General features: G+C 62.0%; 15 protein-coding genes. 10 read left to right on the forward strand and 5 right to left on the reverse strand.

Annotated elements, in window-relative coordinates; translation table 11 throughout:
• Nucleotides 1-104: 104 nt before the first annotated feature.
• The 8 genes from rhmD to J2X24_RS16950 all read left to right on the forward strand — a co-directional run bounded on the left by rhmD (nucleotide 105) and on the right by J2X24_RS16950 (nucleotide 9,330).
• Nucleotides 105-1,301, forward strand: coding sequence for an L-rhamnonate dehydratase (gene rhmD / locus J2X24_RS16915; protein ID WP_209724245.1), 1,197 nt, complete (start codon nucleotides 105-107; stop codon nucleotides 1,299-1,301).
• Nucleotides 1,302-1,596: 295 nt separating this feature from the next.
• The gene (locus tag J2X24_RS16920) at nucleotides 1,597-2,469 is read left to right on the forward strand and encodes a 2,4-didehydro-3-deoxy-L-rhamnonate hydrolase (RefSeq protein ID WP_209724247.1); all 873 of its coding nucleotides are present in this window, start codon (nucleotides 1,597-1,599) and stop codon (nucleotides 2,467-2,469) included.
• Nucleotides 2,469-3,215 carry an SDR family NAD(P)-dependent oxidoreductase gene (locus J2X24_RS16925; protein WP_209724249.1) on the forward strand — a complete coding sequence of 249 codons (747 nt, stop codon included), beginning with the start codon at nucleotides 2,469-2,471 and terminating at the stop codon, nucleotides 3,213-3,215. Before J2X24_RS16920 ends, J2X24_RS16925 begins: the two co-directional genes overlap by 1 nt.
• Before the next feature lie 146 nt (nucleotides 3,216-3,361).
• Nucleotides 3,362-4,249 (forward strand): amidohydrolase family protein, encoded by an 888-nt coding sequence (locus tag J2X24_RS16930; RefSeq protein WP_209724251.1) that lies wholly within the window; start codon nucleotides 3,362-3,364, stop codon nucleotides 4,247-4,249.
• Nucleotides 4,250-4,389: 140 nt separating this feature from the next.
• Nucleotides 4,390-6,726, forward strand: coding sequence for a 5-methyltetrahydropteroyltriglutamate--homocysteine S-methyltransferase (metE, locus tag J2X24_RS16935; protein WP_209724253.1), 2,337 nt, complete (start codon nucleotides 4,390-4,392; stop codon nucleotides 6,724-6,726).
• Between the two features lie 68 nt (nucleotides 6,727-6,794).
• Nucleotides 6,795-8,096, forward strand: a complete 1,302-nt coding sequence (locus J2X24_RS16940) for a sugar porter family MFS transporter (protein WP_209724255.1) — start codon at nucleotides 6,795-6,797, stop codon at nucleotides 8,094-8,096.
• 36 nt (nucleotides 8,097-8,132) lie between these two features.
• A complete protein-coding gene (locus J2X24_RS16945) occupies nucleotides 8,133-8,708 on the forward strand; it encodes a uracil-DNA glycosylase family protein (RefSeq protein ID WP_209724257.1) in 576 nt (191 codons plus the stop codon).
• A gap of 4 nt (nucleotides 8,709-8,712) precedes the next feature.
• Entirely contained in the window at nucleotides 8,713-9,330 is a 618-nt protein-coding gene (locus tag J2X24_RS16950; RefSeq protein WP_209724259.1) for an SOS response-associated peptidase, read from the forward strand.
• Between the two features lie 138 nt (nucleotides 9,331-9,468).
• Here J2X24_RS16950 and J2X24_RS16955 read toward each other — a convergent pair whose 3' ends face one another.
• The 3 genes from J2X24_RS16955 to J2X24_RS16965 form a co-directional block, all read right to left on the reverse strand.
• Nucleotides 9,469-11,241, reverse strand: coding sequence for a chloride channel protein (locus tag J2X24_RS16955; protein ID WP_209724261.1), 1,773 nt, complete (start codon nucleotides 11,239-11,241; stop codon nucleotides 9,469-9,471).
• 88 nt (nucleotides 11,242-11,329) lie between these two features.
• Nucleotides 11,330-12,019 (reverse strand): YoaK family protein, encoded by a 690-nt coding sequence (locus tag J2X24_RS16960; RefSeq protein ID WP_209724263.1) that lies wholly within the window; start codon nucleotides 12,017-12,019, stop codon nucleotides 11,330-11,332.
• A gap of 152 nt (nucleotides 12,020-12,171) precedes the next feature.
• Nucleotides 12,172-12,744 carry a TetR/AcrR family transcriptional regulator gene (locus J2X24_RS16965; protein ID WP_209724265.1) on the reverse strand — a complete coding sequence of 191 codons (573 nt, stop codon included), beginning with the start codon at nucleotides 12,742-12,744 and terminating at the stop codon, nucleotides 12,172-12,174.
• A 188-nt stretch (nucleotides 12,745-12,932) separates the two neighbouring features.
• Between J2X24_RS16965 and J2X24_RS16970 the strand changes: the two genes are divergently transcribed.
• Complete coding sequence (locus J2X24_RS16970) at nucleotides 12,933-13,655, forward strand: SDR family oxidoreductase (RefSeq protein ID WP_209724267.1); 723 nt, start codon at nucleotides 12,933-12,935, stop codon at nucleotides 13,653-13,655.
• A gap of 99 nt (nucleotides 13,656-13,754) precedes the next feature.
• Here the strand turns inward: J2X24_RS16970 and J2X24_RS16975 are convergent, their stop codons facing one another.
• The gene (locus tag J2X24_RS16975) at nucleotides 13,755-14,831 is read right to left on the reverse strand and encodes a sterol desaturase family protein (protein WP_209724269.1); all 1,077 of its coding nucleotides are present in this window, start codon (nucleotides 14,829-14,831) and stop codon (nucleotides 13,755-13,757) included.
• A gap of 139 nt (nucleotides 14,832-14,970) precedes the next feature.
• Here J2X24_RS16975 and J2X24_RS16980 point away from each other — a divergent pair, with 139 nt between their 5' ends.
• The gene (locus tag J2X24_RS16980; protein WP_209724271.1) at nucleotides 14,971-15,999 is read left to right on the forward strand and encodes an adenosine deaminase; all 1,029 of its coding nucleotides are present in this window, start codon (nucleotides 14,971-14,973) and stop codon (nucleotides 15,997-15,999) included.
• Here J2X24_RS16980 and J2X24_RS16985 read toward each other — a convergent pair.
• Complete coding sequence (locus J2X24_RS16985) at nucleotides 15,961-16,536, reverse strand: hypothetical protein (RefSeq protein ID WP_209724273.1); 576 nt, start codon at nucleotides 16,534-16,536, stop codon at nucleotides 15,961-15,963. The genes J2X24_RS16980 and J2X24_RS16985 overlap by 39 nt on opposite strands.
• Between the last annotated feature and the right edge of the window lie 12 nt (nucleotides 16,537-16,548).

Genomic DNA, 16,548 nt, shown 5'->3' on the forward strand with positions numbered 1-16,548 from the left:
TGGATTCGCCGTCCAAACAGGCTATATAATGAATTTAGATCATTGACAATCAAAATACCAATCACTATCGATCACCCGAAATCATAACGACCGTCAGGCCCGCCATGAAAAATCCCAAGATCAGAGAAGTCAGAGCATCTGTTATCAAAGGAGGCGAAGGCGGCGGTGGCGCCGATTATCACGACCAAGGCGAAGGCCACTGGATCGACAACCACATCGCCACGTCGATGGGCCGTTATCCCGAATACCGCCAGAGCCGCAAATCGTTCGGCATCAACGTTCTGGGCACACTGGTCGTCGAGATAGAATGCGAAGACGGCACGACCGGTTTCGCGGTGACGACCGGCGGCGAGCCGGCCGCCTATATGGTCGAAAAGCACTTCGCCCGCTTCCTGGAAGGCCGTTCGCCATTCGAGTACGAGAAGATCTGGGACCAGATGTACTTCGGCTCGCAATATTATGGCCGCAAGGGCCTGGTGGTGAACGCCATATCGGGAGTCGATCTCGCACTGTGGGACCTGATGGGCAAGCTGCGTCAGGAACCGGTGCACCAGCTGCTGGGCGGCGCCGTGCGCGACGAACTGCAATTCTACGCCACCGGCGCCCGCCCCGACCTGGCCAAGCAGATGGGCTTTATCGGCGGCAAGCTGCCGCTCTATCACGGTCCGATCGAAGGCGATGAAGGCCTGAAGAAGAATGTCGAGCTGATTGCCGACATGCGTTCCAAGTGCGGCGAAGACTTCTGGCTGATGTACGACTGCTGGATGGCGCTCGACGTCAACTACGCCACCAAGCTGGCGCATAAGTGTCATGAGTACGGCCTGAAATGGATAGAAGAGGCGATTTCGCCGGACGACTACTGGGGCTATCAGCAACTGAAGAAGAATGTCCCTCCCGGGATGCTGGTCACCACCGGCGAGCACGAAGCCACGCGCTGGGGCTTCCGCATGCTGATGGAGATGGACTGCTGCGACATTATTCAGCCCGATGTCGGCTGGTGCGGCGGCGTCACAGAACTGCTGAAGATCTCGGCCCTGGCGGACTCGCGCGGCGTCATGGTCGTGCCGCACGGCTCATCGGTCTATTCCTACCACTTCGTCATCACGCGTCACAATTCGCCGTTCGCCGAGTTCCTGATGATGGCGCCGAAGGCCGATCACGTCGCGCCGATGTTCCACCCGCAGCTGCTGGGGGAACCGGTGCCGGAAAATGGCCGCCTGAACGTTAACAAGCTGGACAAGCCGGGCTTCGGTGTGGAACTGAACCCCGACGTGAAGCTTCACCGCCCGTACACGCACTAAGGAATTTAAATCACGAACGCTTCGAACACTTAAGATCAGGGCAACACACTGCTCTTCTCCTCCCTACCGAAGGTGGGGAGGGGGACCGCACGAGACGGTGCTTGCACCGGTGAGATGCGGTGGTGGGGTCAATCTTCAGACTTCAACACGCTCAGCCGGTGCCAGACGACTCCCCCTCCCCACCACCGCTTCGCGGTCCCCCTCCCCATCCCAGGGACGGGGAGGGGAAGGGATCCCGAAGCTATCCCAATGATCGTGGCGTTCGCGGCGAACCAATCACCAAAGGACCTCCCCCATGAAATTCTGCCGTTTTGGCCCCAAGGGCCAGGAAAAGCCCGGTGTCGTCGATAGCGACGGCCGCATCCGTGACCTCTCGGGCGTTGTCTCCGACCTGACGCCGGACACGGTGCGTCTGTCTCAACTGGCCAAGCTGACCGCCACCGACATCAACGCCCTGCCGGTCGTTGAAGGCCAGCCGCGCTACGGCGTGCCGGTCAACAAGATCGGCAAGATCATCGCCGTCGGCCTGAACTATGCCGACCACGCCGCCGAATCGAACCTGCCAGTTCCGCCCGAGCCGATCTTCTTCACCAAGGCCGTCACCTCGCTGACCGGCCCGAACGACGAAGTCATGAAGCCGCGCGACGCGACCAAGATGGACTGGGAAGTCGAGCTGGGCCTGATCATCGGCAAGACCTGCCGTTACGTCGAAGAGTCCGAAGCGCTCAGCCACGTCGCCGGCTACGTCCTGGTCAACGACGTCTCGGAACGCGCCTTTCAAAAAGAACGCGGCACGCAGTGGGTCAAGGGCAAGGGCTGCGACACCTTCTGCCCCACCGGTCCGTGGCTGGTCACGCCGGACGAAGTCGGCGATGTCCATAACCTCGACATGTTCCTGGATGTCAACGGTCAGCGCATGCAGACCGGCAACACCAAAACGCTGATCTTCAACGTCGCCCACTGCATCAGCTACATTTCGCGTTTCATCACCCTGCAACCGGGCGACCTGGTCATCACCGGTACGCCTCCAGGCGTGGGCGAAGGCAAGAAGCCGAACCCGATCTATCTCAATGCCGGCGACACCATGCACCTCGGCATCGCCAAGTTGGGTGAACAGCGCCAGACTGTGGTGCCGTTCAGCCTCGAAGGCCAGGAGATTATCGGCTAATGACCTACGCAGGCCGTTTTGATAATCGCTGCGCCGTCATCACCGGCGGCGCAGGTGGACTGGGCAAGGCTGCGGCCGCGCGCATCATCGCCGAAGGTGGCAAGGTCGTCCTGTGGGACCTGAACCCCGAGGCGCTGGAAGCCGTCGCCAAGGAAGTTGGCGCTGCCGGCTTCGTGGCGCTGGATGTCTCCAAGCTTGAAGAGGTCTCCGCCGCCGCAAAAAAGTCGGCCGAGATCCTTGGCAAGATCGATATCCTGATCGCTTCGGCGGGCATCACCGGCGCTACCGTGCCAGCGTGGGAATTCCCGGTCGATTCGTGGCTGAAGGTCATGGATATCAATCTCAACGGCCTGTTCTACTGCAACCGTGAGATCATCCCCTTCATGCTGGAAAACGGCTACGGCCGGATCGTCAATGTCGCAAGCGTTGCCGGCAAGGAAGGCAATCCGAACGCCTCAGCCTATTCGGCATCAAAGGCGGGCGTGATCGGTTTCACCAAGAGCCTCGGCAAGGAACTGGCGACCAAGGGCGTGATCGTCAACGCCCTGACGCCAGCGACGTTCGAGAGCCCGATCCTGGCGCAGCTGCCGCAAAGCCAGGTCGACTATATGCGCTCCAAGATCCCCATGGGCCGCCTGGGTGTTGTCGATGAATCGGCGACCATGGTCTGCTTCATGGCGTCGGAAGAGTGCTCGTTCACCACGGCGTCGGTCTTCGACACGTCTGGAGGACGGACGACCTACTAGTAAACTCCCTCTCCCTGCTTTGGCTGCCGCCGAGGCCGGGGAGAGGGTGGCCCATCGGGCCGGGTGAGGGGCAAAAACACGTCACCCAAAACGCCGATCCCCTCTTCCGGCCTTCCACTTACAGGGAAGAAAAAGAGGACACCCCCATGGCTATCCAGCGCTTTGTCGATGCCCACATCCATCTGTGGCAACTGAACCGCCTGTCCTATGCCTGGCTGACCCCGCCCTTTTCCGATGATGGCCCGAACGGCAGCGTCGAGCCGATCGCGAAAGACTATGTCCTCTCTGACTACTTCGCCGACGCCGAAGGCTTCAAGGTGGATAAGGTCGTCCATATCGACGCCGGCGCCGCAGCCTCCGATGCGCTCAATGAAACCCGCTGGCTGCAATCGCTGGCCGATGAGACGGGCTTCCCCAACGCCATCGTCGCCTTTGCCGCGCTGAATGACGCCGACGTCGAGCCCTTGCTGGCCCAGCACGTCGAAAGCCGCAATGTCCGCGGCATCCGCCACATCATCAACTGGCACGAAAACCCCAAGCGCACCTATACGCCACGTAACCTGCTGGAAGATCCGGCGTTCGCGCGCGGCTACGGCCTGCTGTCGCGCTACAAGCTGTCCTTCGACCTGCAGATCTATCCCGGTCAGATGATCCAGGCCTATGAACTGGCCAAGCAACACCCGGACACGCCGGTCATCCTCAACCATATGGGCATGCCGGTCGACGCCGACCTGACGCAGTGGCGTGAGGGCATGACGAAGCTGGCCGAACTGCCACACGCCGCCGTCAAGATCTCGGGCCTCGGCTTTGTCGATCGCGGCTGGACGGCGCAATCGATGCGCGGCTTGGTGCTGGAAACCATCGACCGCTTCGGCCCGGAGCGCTGCGCCTTCGCCAGCGACTTCCCGACCGACACACTGTTCAACTCCTATTCCTACGGCCTGCGCGCCTACGACGACATCACATCTGGCTTCAGCGCCTCCGAGCGCGACGCCCTGTTCGCTACCACCGCCGAGCGCATCTACCGGATCTGAAAGGATTTTCCCCGAAACAGGTCGCGCCTCATCGCGCCCCAATCATATAATCATATAAAGATATCTTTATATCTTTATTGACTCTCGAAATCTTCGGCGTTAGCAATCGGCCATTCACGCCATTGCTTTAAGGAACCGCCGTGTCACACTCCGCCCCCGCCCTCCCCGTCGCTACCTTGGGCACGCCCCGTATCGGCCTGCGCCGCGAACTGAAAACCGCGCTCGAAAACTTCTGGGCCGGCAAGTCCGATGCAGCCGCCCTCCATCAGGCCGCGCGTGCATTGCGCGCCGTCAATTGGGGCCGTCAGGAGGCGCGCGGCGTTGCCATCCTCCCGTCCAACGACTTTTCGCTGTACGATCATGTGCTCGACACCTCGGTGATGGTCGGCGCCATCCCGGCGCGCTATGGCTGGCAAGGCGGAAATGTCGGGCTCGACACCTATTTCGCCATGGCGCGGGGTTCAAACGGCCATTTGGAAGGCTGCGGCGCCGGCTGTACGGTCCGTCATAGCGGCGGCATCCCGGCGCTGGAAATGACCAAGTGGTTCGACACCAACTACCACTACATGGTGCCGGAATTCACCGCTGACCAAAGGTTCGTCCTGACCTCGCAGAAGCCGGTCGATGAGTTCCTAGAAGCCAAGGCTTTCGGCTACCGCACCCGCCCCGTGCTGCTTGGGCCGGTTACTTATCTGCGCCTCGGCAAGAGCGAGGATGGCAACCCTATCGTCCTGATCGACCGGCTGATCCCGGTCTATGTCGAGTTGCTCAAGCGCCTGCGTGATGCCGGCGCCGAATGGGTCCAGATCGATGAGCCGGCCCTCGCGCTCGACAGCGATATCGCCACCTCCGCCGCCCTGCAGAAAGCCTATGCCACCTTTGCCCACGAAGTGCCGGGGCTGAAACTGCTGGTCGCCTCCTATTTCGGCGGGCTGGAGGACAATCTCGATATCGCAGTCGCCCTGCCGATCGCAGGCCTGCATATCGACCTGGTTCGCGCGTCGGACCAGTTTGAAACTGTCCTTGCTAAGGCGCCGAAGGACCTTGTCCTGTCGCTGGGGGTCATCGATGGCCGCAATATCTGGCGCGCCGATCTGGCGCGTAATCTCGACTGGCTCGAACCCGTCATCGCCACTCACGGCCGTGACCGCTTCCAGCTGGCGCCGTCCTGTTCGCTGCTGCATACGCCGATCGATCTCGACCAGGAAGAGGCGCTCGACGGCGATGTTCGCTCATGGCTGGCCTTCTCGGTGCAGAAGATGAGCGAACTCGACACCCTGTCGAAGGCGCTCACCAACGGCCGCGACAGCGTCCGCGATGCGCTGAACGCCGCGACCTCAGCGGCGGCGGCGCGGCGCAATTCGCGCAAAGTGCATGACCGCTCAGTCGCCAATCGCCTCAAGGCTGTCACGCCCGAACACAGCCAGCGCCACAGCCCGTTCGAAGCCCGAGCCGTCCTCCAGCGCCAGCGTTTCAACCTGCCGGCCTTTCCGACCACAACGATCGGCTCCTTCCCACAGACCGCCGAGATTCGCCAGGCGCGATCGGCCCACGCCAAGGGCCAGATCGACGACGCCGGCTATAACCAGTTTCTGAAAGAGGAGACCGAACGCGCCATCCGCTGGCAGGAGGAGATCGGTCTCGACGTCCTGGTCCACGGCGAATTCGAGCGCAACGACATGGTCCAGTATTTCGGCGAGCAGCTATCGGGCTTTGCTTTTACCAAACACGCATGGGTGCAGTCCTACGGTTCACGCTGCGTCCGTCCGCCCGTCCTCTATGGCGATGTGTCGCGACCGCGCGCCATGACCGTCGCGTGGTGGCAATACGCGCAGTCGCTTACGGATAAGCCGGTCAAGGGCATGCTGACCGGGCCGGTGACGATCCTCAACTGGTCGTTTGTGCGCGACGACCTGCCGCGCAGCGAAGTCTGCCGCCAGATCGCCCTGGCCATCCGCGACGAGGTCGAGGACCTGGAAGTCGCCGGCGCCGGCATGATCCAGATCGACGAAGCGGCCCTGCGAGAAGGCCTGCCGTTGCGCCGCCGCCACTGGCAGGCTTATCTCGACTGGGCGGTCGATGCCTTCCGCCTCAGCGCCTCGGGCGTCAGCGATCAAACCCAGATCCACACCCACATGTGCTATTCGGAGTTCAACGACATCCTTGACAGCGTGGCGGCCATGGACGCCGACGTCATCTCGATCGAGACGTCGCGATCGCGCATGGAGCTCCTCGATGCCTTCCGCACGCACAAATATCCGAACGATATCGGGCCGGGCGTCTATGACATCCATAGTCCGCGCGTGCCCGACACCGATGAAATGACGGAACTTTTGTCGCTGGCGCGCCAGCGCCTCAATGACCGCCAGTTGTGGGTCAATCCGGATTGCGGGCTGAAGACACGCGACTGGAACGAGACGAAAGCGGCACTCATCAACATGGTTGAAGCCGCCCGGAGCCTTCGCGAAACGGCGTGATTTGACTTTAGAGCGATCTAAGCTGAATACTTCTTCCAAATATAATTAATAAACCCGGGAAGAAACACATGGCTCAGGTCAACCTGAAGAGCGTAACCATTGCGTCGCTCGCCGGACTTTTGTTCGGCTTCGATACCGCCGTCATCTCCGGCGTCACCGATTCGCTCCGCACCGTCTTCGCGCTCGATGCGCAAGGATTAGGCTGGGCGGTCTCAGTAGCGCTGTGGGGGACCTTTGTCGGCGCGCTGTTCATGGGGCGGCTGGGTGACGCCATCGGTGGCCGCGATGCACTGCGCATCATCGGCCTGATGTATGTCGTCTCATCCTTGGGCTGCGCGCTGGCGCCCGACCTCAACACCTTTGTCATCTCGCGCTTCGTACTGGGCCTGGCGGTCGGCGGATCGTCCGTCCTGGCGCCCGTCTATATCGCCGAGATCGTGCCGGCGGACCGGCGCGGCGCATTGGTCGGCCTGTTCCAGTTCAATATCGTCTTCGGCATCCTGATGGCCTATGTCAGCAACTTCGCAGTGGGTTCGCTGATCACCGTTGACGATGTCTGGCGGTGGAAGCTGGGCGTCGCCGCGGCCCCTGCCGCCCTCTTCCTGGCCCTGCTCTTCGCCATCCCACAAAGCGCGCGCTGGCTGGCGGCCAAGAACCGCATCGAGGAGGCCGTGGCCAGCCTGACGCAACTGGGCGTCGCCAATGCCTCCGCGGCCGTCGCCGAATTCGCCGCGGCCGATGCCAAGACCTCGGCCCGCCTGTCGTGGACCCAGCACAGGAAGCCGATCATCTTCGCCATCCTGCTGGCCATGTTCAACCAGCTGACCGGCATCAACGCCATCCTCTACTATCTCAACGACATCTTCGCTGCGGCGGGCTTTGACCGCCTGTCCGCCGACTGGCAGTCGATCGCGGTCGGCGGCGCCAACCTGATCGCCACCGTCATCGGCATGAGCTTTATCGACAAGCTGGGCCGCAAGACCCTGCTGATCGCAGGCGCCGTTGGCGTAGCCATCGCCCTCGGCGGCGTAGCGGTCATCATGGCCACCGGTGAAGGCCGGTCACTGCTGTTAGGGATGCTGCTTCTGTTCATCGTGTCGTTCGCCTTCAGCCAGGGGGCGGTGATCTGGGTCTATTTGGCCGAAATCTTCCCGACGCCGGTGCGCGCCACCGGCCAGAGTCTCGGCAGCGCCATGCACTGGATCATGAACGCCCTGATCGCGGCGGCCTTCCCGGTCATCGCCGCCAAGACCCAGGCCCTGCCCTTTGTCTTCTTTGCGGTCTGCACGGTGATCCAGTTGGTCGTCGTGGCCAAATTTTTCCCCGAGACCAAGGGCGTCGAGCTGGAAGAGATGGAAAAGCGAATCTAGGATTGCAGACGCAGACACGTTTCCTATCTGTGGGCAGTGTCTCTCCTCTCCGAAATCACCGCCTGCCGGCTGTGCGAAGTCCATCTGCCGCTGGGGCCGCGTCCCGTGGTCAGGATCGATCCGCGTGCCCGTATCCTGATCGTTGGCCAGGCTCCCGGCACCAAGGTGCATGCCTCCGGCATTCCGTGGGACGATGCTTCCGGCAAACGCCTGCGCGACTGGCTGGGCGTGACGCCCGAGACTTTCTACGATCCGGCGCTGTTCGCCATCGTGCCCATGGGGTTCTGTTATCCGGGCCGAGGCTCGGGCGGCGACAATCCACCCCGGCCGGAATGCGCGCCGCTGTGGCATGATCGCGTTTTAAGCACCCTGCCCGATATCAAACTCACCCTGCTGATCGGCGCGCATGCGCAAGGACGCTATCTCGGTGAAAGGCGCAAGGCCACGCTTGGCGAAACCGTGCGGGCGTGGCAGGACTATGCCGAAGACGGCCTGCTGCCGCTCGTCCATCCCAGCCCGCGCAATGGCATCTGGCTGAGCCGCAATCCGTGGTTCGAGGCCGAGATCGTGCCGGCGATGCGCGAGCGCGTCCAAGTCCTTCTGGCGGAGTAAGACAATGTGCGGACAGTTCGAAGCCCTGATCTTCGCCAATAAGCTGATGGACGAGATGCGGCTGGAAGGTCCTGCCGAATCCCAGGTCGTCAAGCCGACGCTCGGGGCGTCGTGTCTCATCGCGAACCCGGATCATGGCGGCATCGAGATGGCGACGATGCGCTTCGGCCTGGTGCCTCTTTGGTATCGCAAATCGCTCCGCGACTGGACAGCAACGACTTTCAATGCACGTATCGAGGAGGTCGATACCAAGGCAACCTTCAAGGGCGCCTGGCGTTATCGCCGCTGCGTCGTGCCGGCCGAGGCCTTCTTCGAGTGGTCGGGTCCGAAGACCGACCGCACCAAGTGGCGGATCACCCGAGCCGACAACCAGCCGCTGGCCTTTGCCGGCATCTGGGATCAGGCCGATGTGCTGGAAGGTGAAGTGTTCAGCTTCAGCCTGCTGACACGGGCGGCTGGCGCTGACATGTCGGCCATCCATACGCGCGAACCCGTGGTGCTTGGGCCGGACCATTGGGAAGACTGGATGCGGATACGGCCGGTGGATCTCAGGACGTCAACGCCGCTGCGGCTGAGCCGCGTGGACGAAGCCAAAAGCGGCCAAACTCTGAGCTTGTTCTAACGATCGCAGGCCCCGCCCACCATTCGCTCCGCGAACGGTCCCCCCTCCCCATAAATGGAGTGGGCGGAATTGGATCACGTCGATCTTCGCCCTCCCCATTTATGGGGAGGGGGGACCGCCGAAGGCGGTGGGCGGGGCCTACTCCCCGAAGAACTCGCGCTGCGACTGTTCCAGTTCCTCGACATAGCGGCGGTTGACATACTTCTCGGATACAAAGCCGAGCAGCTTGTGATGGTCATCGACCACGGCCAGGTCATCGACGCTGAAATGCGAAAACACCCTGAGGATCGCCGAAATATCCATGTCCGGACGGACATAGACATCGGTCTGCTTGGCCAGCTGCGACAGGGGCACATCGGGCGCATATGTATCCGCATAAGCTTCGGCGGTCTGGACCATGCCGCGATAGTCACCCGCTCCATCAATCAGCAGCACACGACTGGTCGAGCCGAGGGGCACCTTTTGGCGCAGTTCCCCGACGGTCGCGGTAACCTTTAATGTCGTATGGTTCTTGCGCATGAGGGTCCGCGCGGTCATCGACCGCATCCAACCGATATCGCGGGCGGTCCGCACCGCTTCGCCACGCAGGTGCAGCCGCCAGGTCGAGAACGAATAGCCGAAACGCTCACGCACAATGGCGCTGGAACACAGACACGCCGTCACCACCGCGGCCGTAAGCGCAAAGTCATGCGTGACTTCCAGCACCATCAGCGACATGCACATTGGCCCGCCGACGATCGCCACGGCCAGCGCCGCCATGCCGACCAGTGCGGCATTGGTGGTGTCAAGCCCCGCCGCCGGATAGACGGCGTTGATCAGCTGCGCGAACGACGACCCAAGTAGCGATCCCAGGAACAGCGACGCGAAGAACAGACCGCCGCGAAAGCCAAACGCCAATGACAGGATCGATGCCAGGAGCTTGAGCGCAAATACCATCATCAGCGTCACGATCAGGGTCTGGTGGTCGAGATAGAGATGCATGGCGCCGTGGCCGGACGACAGGATCTGCGGCATCATCCATGCCAGGGGCATCAGGCAGATACCGCCGACGAACGGCCGCCAGATTTCGCCGATCGGCAGCTTGCGCACCAGGGTCTCGGCGCTGGCGACCGCGCGGACGATAACGATGCCGACGCCGGCGCACAGCACCCCTAAGAAAGCATAGAGCAGGTAGCTGCTGAGTGGGATATCGCGGCCGATGGTCGAGGCGATGACGAACGGCTCGATATCGAGCAGGGTCGCCGCGACCACGGCCGTCAGCGAGGCGGCCGCCACCGGCGCCAGGGCCGAAGCCGTATAGCCGCCGAGCACGATCTCGAATGCGTAAAAACTGCCGGCTAGGGGGGCTCCAAAGGCCGCGCCGATGGCGGAACCGGCGCCAGCGCCAACCAGGGTCCGCAGATTGGCGCGCTTCAGGTCCAGCCACTGGCCGATTTTGGACGCGATGCCGCCCCCCATCTGGGCATAGGCGGCCTCAAGTCCGACCGAGGCGCCGAAGCCGTTGGAAATCAGGGTTTGCAGCGACACCACGCCCGTGTCGCGCGCCGGGATGCGCCCGCCGTGCAGGGCATTGGCTTCGACGGCGTCGATGGGGGCGCGGCGCTTGGCGAAGATGACGCGCGTCAGACCCAGCACCGCGCCGCCCAACGGCAGGGCCAAAAGCCGCCAGGGCTCCAAAGCCGGCAGTTCGCTGAGGCGCAGGTCGGGCGAAAAGCCGTAGAGCAGGACTTGCATACCGTGCGAGATATGGCCCATCAGCGCCGCTGAGGCGCCGGCGAACAGGCCGACTATGGCCGCCAGCACGATGAACCACATGGGGCTGGTCTGGATTTCGCGGCGGAGCCAGGCAATACCGCGCAGGACCGGCCGGCCGACGGCTTTCCCTATGATGGCATCGTTTTGGAACGGCATGACAGGCGGACTCTGCGAAGGGGACTCGCGGGCCTTAAGGTAAGCCCGTACGAAGCCATTGGAAAGCCTTATCGCCAATTGTCATGTATCAATGTTCCGACAGCACGGATGCCAGTTGCTTGCGCCACGACAGGCAGAGCACAAAGGCAATGCTGAGCGTGATCATGGGCAGCCAGACAGCCTGGTTACCCCAGATTGTCGTGGCAAAGGCGCTCATCAGCGCGCCCACGATGAAGCAGAGGACGATGGTGAGAAAGAAGCGCCATTGCCGGCGGGACTTGCCTTCCTCATCAAAGACGACCGACGCCATGAAGCCTTCGGCGAAACGGCGCAGATTGGCGCTGATCGTCACCGAGGTGAAGTCGAAGGATTCGATCCGGGTAAAGGCCGTCGCCTGCAGTGCCGCGACAAAGGCGATCCCCGACACGATCAGCATGTCCGGCACGCCGTCGGGGAGGAAGGCAACGAGGATTAGGAAGGCAATCTCGAGCGCCAGTGCAGACTCCGCCGGATGCGGCAGTATTCGGCGCATCGGCGGGCGCTTCAGGCATGCGGCCATCATCACCCCAAGCACATAGGCGACGAGCGGTCCGATAAAGGGGATGGCCCTGTGCCAGTCGCCATCGGTAAACCGCACGGTCATGATGACGATATTGCCGGTCATGGCATTGGCGAACACCCCGCCATGCGCGACATAGGTATAGGCGTCGAGCTGTCCCGCGGCCAGGATCAGTAGCGCCGCCACGGGCAGGGTTTCGTGAGGCTTTTCATCCGTCATCGGACGATTTTAGCCACGCGCTTGAAATCGGCAAGGCATGGGAAATTTATGGTTAGGAAGGGTTTAGCCAAAGCGCAGTCTGCTTCTCCTACACCTCTCCCTGCTTGCGGGGAGAGGTGTAGGAGGGAAATACTGCATCTCGTGGCTAAACCTTACAACCCAACCAGCCGCCGCACTGTCGCCTTGGCCGCGTCGAACACATCCGTCGAACGGCGCATCTGGGCCGTCATGACGGCCCCCTGGAATACCAGGTTGACCTGCCGCCCCACCTCTTCGGCGTCGGCCACGCCCGCCGCACGGCAAAGCTCCACGAAACGGCCTTCGATATAGAGTGACGAGTCGCGGCTGCGCGCCTCGATGCCGGCGTGCTTGCCGACATATTCCTGACCGGCCTTGATGGCCAGGCAGCCCTGGAAGCTGCTGCACTCCATCATCTCGCGGCGGACGTCGAACAAGGCCAGTATCCGCCCGCGCGGATCACTCGACCGCGCAAAGGCCGGCGCGAACAAGGCGCCGTCAACCGCGCTGGCATACTGATCCAGCACGGCCTCGATAAGATGCTCCTTCGAGGGAAAATATTTGTATAGGGTGCGCTTGGAAATACCGGTGTCGGCCAGAACGGTATCAACGCCCGTGGCGTGAAAGCCTGAGCACCAGAACAGGCGCTGGGCCTGATCGAGAATTTCCTGACGCTTGATATCCTGACGGGACAAAGGCTTGTCCATGACGATACTCCAAACAATTCCGAACCTTCTCGAGGCGGGGCAACGACAAGAAATCTTGCGCTTGAATTTTATATAGGCGCTGCCCTTGACGAAGTAAACCGATCTGTCTACATGAGCCATTGTAAACAGATCAGTTTACTTATGCGCCGCCTCGCAACGATCCGGCCGAACTTCGGAGCTTTAAAGCCATGTCCCTCCTCACAGGCAAAACCGTCCTCGTCACCGGCGCGAATCGCGGCATCGGCGCCGCCACCGTCCGCGAACTGCTGAAAACCGGCGTGAAGAAAATCTATGCCGCCGCGCGCCAACCATCGTCCCTGCCCGACTTCAATGACGACCGCATCGTTCCCGTGGCCCTCGACATCACCGACGACGCCTCGGTGGCCGCCGCCGCCAAGGCCGCGCCCGACGTCGATATCCTGCTCAACAATGCCGGCACCGCCGTCTTCAACAACTTCGTCGACAGCCCGATCGAGCTGATCAGCGGCGACATGAACACCAACTACTACGGCACGCTGCGCGTCATCCGCGCCTTCACGCCGCAACTGGAAGCCCGCGGCCAGGCAACGATCGCCAATGTGGTCAGCGTCGTCGGCCTGACCTCGGCGCCCGGCCTTGCCGGCTATTCGGCCTCGAAGGCCGCCCTGCAATCCGCGACCCAGACCCTGCGTGTCACCTTGAAGGACAAGGGCATTCGCGTTCTCGGCATCTATCCCGGCCCGATCGACACCGACATGGCGCGCGACATTCCGCTGGAAAAAGCCACGCCCGAGCACGCTGCTTCGGAGATTGTGAAGGGGCTAGAGGCCGACCAGGACTACATCTTCCCCGATCCCGTCGCCAAGCATATCGGCGCTCTGTGGGCCAGCGATGGCCATGCGCTCGATACGGCGCTCGTCGGCGAGGCGTAAAATGTAGAAGGCGGGGTAACTCCCGCCTTTTTCATTTCAATGGCCGCAATTGCATAGTCGGCGAAGCATAACTCCCGACGCGGAAGTGCTGTTGAAAACCTAGTCGATCCGGCGCTTGCCCACTACGAACAGGGCGTAGGTCTTCACGAAGTCCCAGTAGTCGCGGAACAGGTCGATGAAGAAGAACCAGCCCTGGCGGTACAGCGGCTTGTCGACGCCGATGGCGAGTTCAGGCCCCGCCTCGCCCTTATAGGTGCCGAACAGGTGGTCCCAGATGGGCGCGATGGCGAAGTTGCCGACGCCGTGCGTCTTGTAGTCCAGGATGTGGTGCAGACGGTGATGATTGGGCGACTGGATCACCCACTTGCCGAACCAGCCCCAGTCGGAATCGATGCCCGAATGGATCAGCAGGCCGATGGTGGTGACGATCAGGTTGACCGAGATCATGACCGATACCGGCGCGCCCAGTATGGCCATCGGCGCGTTGATGATGAAGACGCCCAGAAAGGCCGCTGGGTGCGACCGCAGCGAGGTGATGACGCAGAAGTCTTCGGTCGAATGGTGATAGCGGTGCAGCGGCCAGAAGAAATAGGTATGGTCGATGCGATGGGTCCAGTAGTCGAAGAAGGTGTAGAGCCAGAAGTAAAAGAAGACTTGGGCGATGTCCGGCATGAAGCCGAGACCGATATTGAACCCCACCGCTTTCGACAGTTCATCGTGGATCCAGACGCCGAAACCGGCCGACAGACCGAAGGTCAGGACCTTGCCGATGACGCGCATGACCGGGGTCTGGCCGGCGGCGAGGCAGGCCAAGTCCATCTTGATGCTTTCGGTGCGGGCGAAGAGAATACGGCGAACCGAGCTCTTTTCCCAGCCGACCAGGATGGCTTCGACATAGAGCACGAACGGGATCATGGCGACCAGCAGCGAGGCCGCATCCAGCACCTTATGGCGGATTTCCTCAACCGTGATCGTGCGCACCACCAGATCGACGGTGATCGTGTCCGGTATCATGGGCTCGATGAGCTTCCACACCGCCCACCACGCCCAGAGATAGAGGCCAAAGCCGAGAAGCGCCAAACCGCGCCAGCCCCAGGCGGCCAGCCTTCCGGCGGACAAACTCAAAGACGGCGTTGCAATCTGGGGCGATCCGGCGCCGGGCGTCTCGGGTGTCATCGCGTTAGTGTCCCCTAATCGGTCAGGCGAACCGCGTCCGCCCGTTTTCGCCTGTCAGGATGCAAAAGTCAGGCCAGACCAGCTTTGCAAAACAGTCGGATTGTGCTTGTGATAATCCATCTCGTCAAAGGTTTGATTAATGCCCGATACGCACAGCGCCTCTGCCCTCGACGCCTTCGTTTCCGCCCTGCCCAAGGCGGAACTGCACCTGCATATCGAAGGTTCGCTGGAGCCGGAGCTGATGTTCGCGCTCGGCAAGCGCAACCGCATCGACCTGCCGTTCGACAGCGTCGAGGCGGTGCGGGCGGCTTACGACTTCTCGAACCTGCAGGATTTCCTCGACATCTACTATCAGGGCGCCAATGTGCTGCGCGAGGAGGAGGATTTCTACGATTTGGCGATGGCCTATTTCCAAAGGGCAGCCGCCGATCACGTCCGCCATGCCGAGATCTTCTTCGATCCGCAAACCCACACCGATCGCGGCATCCCCTATTCCGTCGTCATCGAAGGCCTGCTGCGCGCCGCGAAAGACGCCGAAGCCTTGGGCCTGTCGGTGTCGATCATCCACAGCTTCCTCAGGCACTTGAGCGAAGAGGCAGCGTTCGAGAGTCTTAAGATGGCCGGGCCCTATCTCGATCAGATTCTGGGCATCGGGCTCGATTCGTCCGAGGTCGGCCATCCGCCGGCGAAGTTCGCCCGCGTCTTTGCCCGCGCCCGCGATATGGGGCTGAAGCTCACCTGCCACGCCGGCGAGGAAGGCCCGCCGGAATACGTCTATGAGGCGCTGGACCTGCTGAAGATCGACCGCATCGATCACGGCAACCGGTCGCTGGAAGACCCGGATCTGGTCGCGCGCATCGTCCGTGACGGGCTGACGCTGACGGTCTGTCCGCTGTCGAATCACAAGCTGTGCGTGGTCGAAAGCTTACGCGACCACCCCATTCCGCTGATGCTGAAATACGGCCTGAAGGCGACGATCAATTCCGACGATCCGGCCTATTTCGGCGGCTATGTGAACGACAACTTCAAAGCCCTGACACGGCTGGGCCTGATCGGCCGCGACGACTGCCTGACCCTGGCCCGCAACAGCATCGCAGGCTCCTTCGCCGTCCCTGAGCGCAAGGCGCAGTTAATGGCTGAAATCGAGGCGTACGCGGCCACGCGCTGACTGGGGCCTCCCCGGACGCGCGGTCTTTTGCCCGGCCATGCGGGCATCGAGAAAATTACCGAAGGCCGTCGAGATCAGGACGACGAGCAGTCCCCCCGTCAGCAGGGCGCCGCCTAAATAAAGGGCCTGGATGTCGAACACCGCCCTTTGCCGCCACGCCAGTATGCCGGCGCTGATCAGGAAGGCGACCACGGCGCGCGGCGTATAGCCTTTTGGGCCGCGTAGCCCTGCGAAGATCGAGGTGAAGAGGTAGAAGCTCCAGAAATAAAGGTGGATGCCGACCAGCCAGCCGGCCGCCACCCAGGCCTTCCAGACATAGGAAGCGTAGGAGCCGCCCATGAAGGCATTGGTGATGAAGGCCGCCTCATCGAGCGAGGCGTACCATTGCGATTCCGCGCCCGCGACAAAGGTGTCGAAAGTCTGGTAGCTGGCAAGGTCGGTCGGCAGCAGGAACTTCACGCCCAGCAAAAGCAGGACGAACAGCTGCCACTCCAGCAGCTTCTCGGCGATCCAGGCGATGAAGCGCCGGAAGGTCATGCTCGCCCTTTC

The organism is Asticcacaulis solisilvae, from assembly GCF_017875235.1.
Taxonomy (GTDB): Bacteria; Pseudomonadota; Alphaproteobacteria; order Caulobacterales; family Caulobacteraceae; genus Asticcacaulis; species Asticcacaulis solisilvae_A.

Coding starts and splice junctions, on each gene's coding strand:
- rhmD (WP_209724245.1), top strand. CDS start 105: ATGAAAAATCCCAAGATCAGAGAAGTCAGAGCATCTGTTATCAAAGGA.
- J2X24_RS16920 (WP_209724247.1), top strand. CDS start 1,597: ATGAAATTCTGCCGTTTTGGCCCCAAGGGCCAGGAAAAGCCCGGTGTC.
- J2X24_RS16925 (WP_209724249.1), top strand. CDS start 2,469: ATGACCTACGCAGGCCGTTTTGATAATCGCTGCGCCGTCATCACCGGC.
- J2X24_RS16930 (WP_209724251.1), top strand. CDS start 3,362: ATGGCTATCCAGCGCTTTGTCGATGCCCACATCCATCTGTGGCAACTG.
- J2X24_RS16940 (WP_209724255.1), top strand. CDS start 6,795: ATGGCTCAGGTCAACCTGAAGAGCGTAACCATTGCGTCGCTCGCCGGA.
- J2X24_RS16950 (WP_209724259.1), top strand. CDS start 8,713: ATGTGCGGACAGTTCGAAGCCCTGATCTTCGCCAATAAGCTGATGGAC.
- J2X24_RS16955 (WP_209724261.1), bottom strand. CDS start 11,241: ATGCCGTTCCAAAACGATGCCATCATAGGGAAAGCCGTCGGCCGGCCG.
- J2X24_RS16960 (WP_209724263.1), bottom strand. CDS start 12,019: ATGACGGATGAAAAGCCTCACGAAACCCTGCCCGTGGCGGCGCTACTG.
- J2X24_RS16965 (WP_209724265.1), bottom strand. CDS start 12,744: ATGGACAAGCCTTTGTCCCGTCAGGATATCAAGCGTCAGGAAATTCTC.
- J2X24_RS16970 (WP_209724267.1), top strand. CDS start 12,933: ATGTCCCTCCTCACAGGCAAAACCGTCCTCGTCACCGGCGCGAATCGC.
- J2X24_RS16975 (WP_209724269.1), bottom strand. CDS start 14,831: ATGACACCCGAGACGCCCGGCGCCGGATCGCCCCAGATTGCAACGCCG.
- J2X24_RS16980 (WP_209724271.1), top strand. CDS start 14,971: ATGCCCGATACGCACAGCGCCTCTGCCCTCGACGCCTTCGTTTCCGCC.
- J2X24_RS16985 (WP_209724273.1), bottom strand. CDS start 16,536: ATGACCTTCCGGCGCTTCATCGCCTGGATCGCCGAGAAGCTGCTGGAG.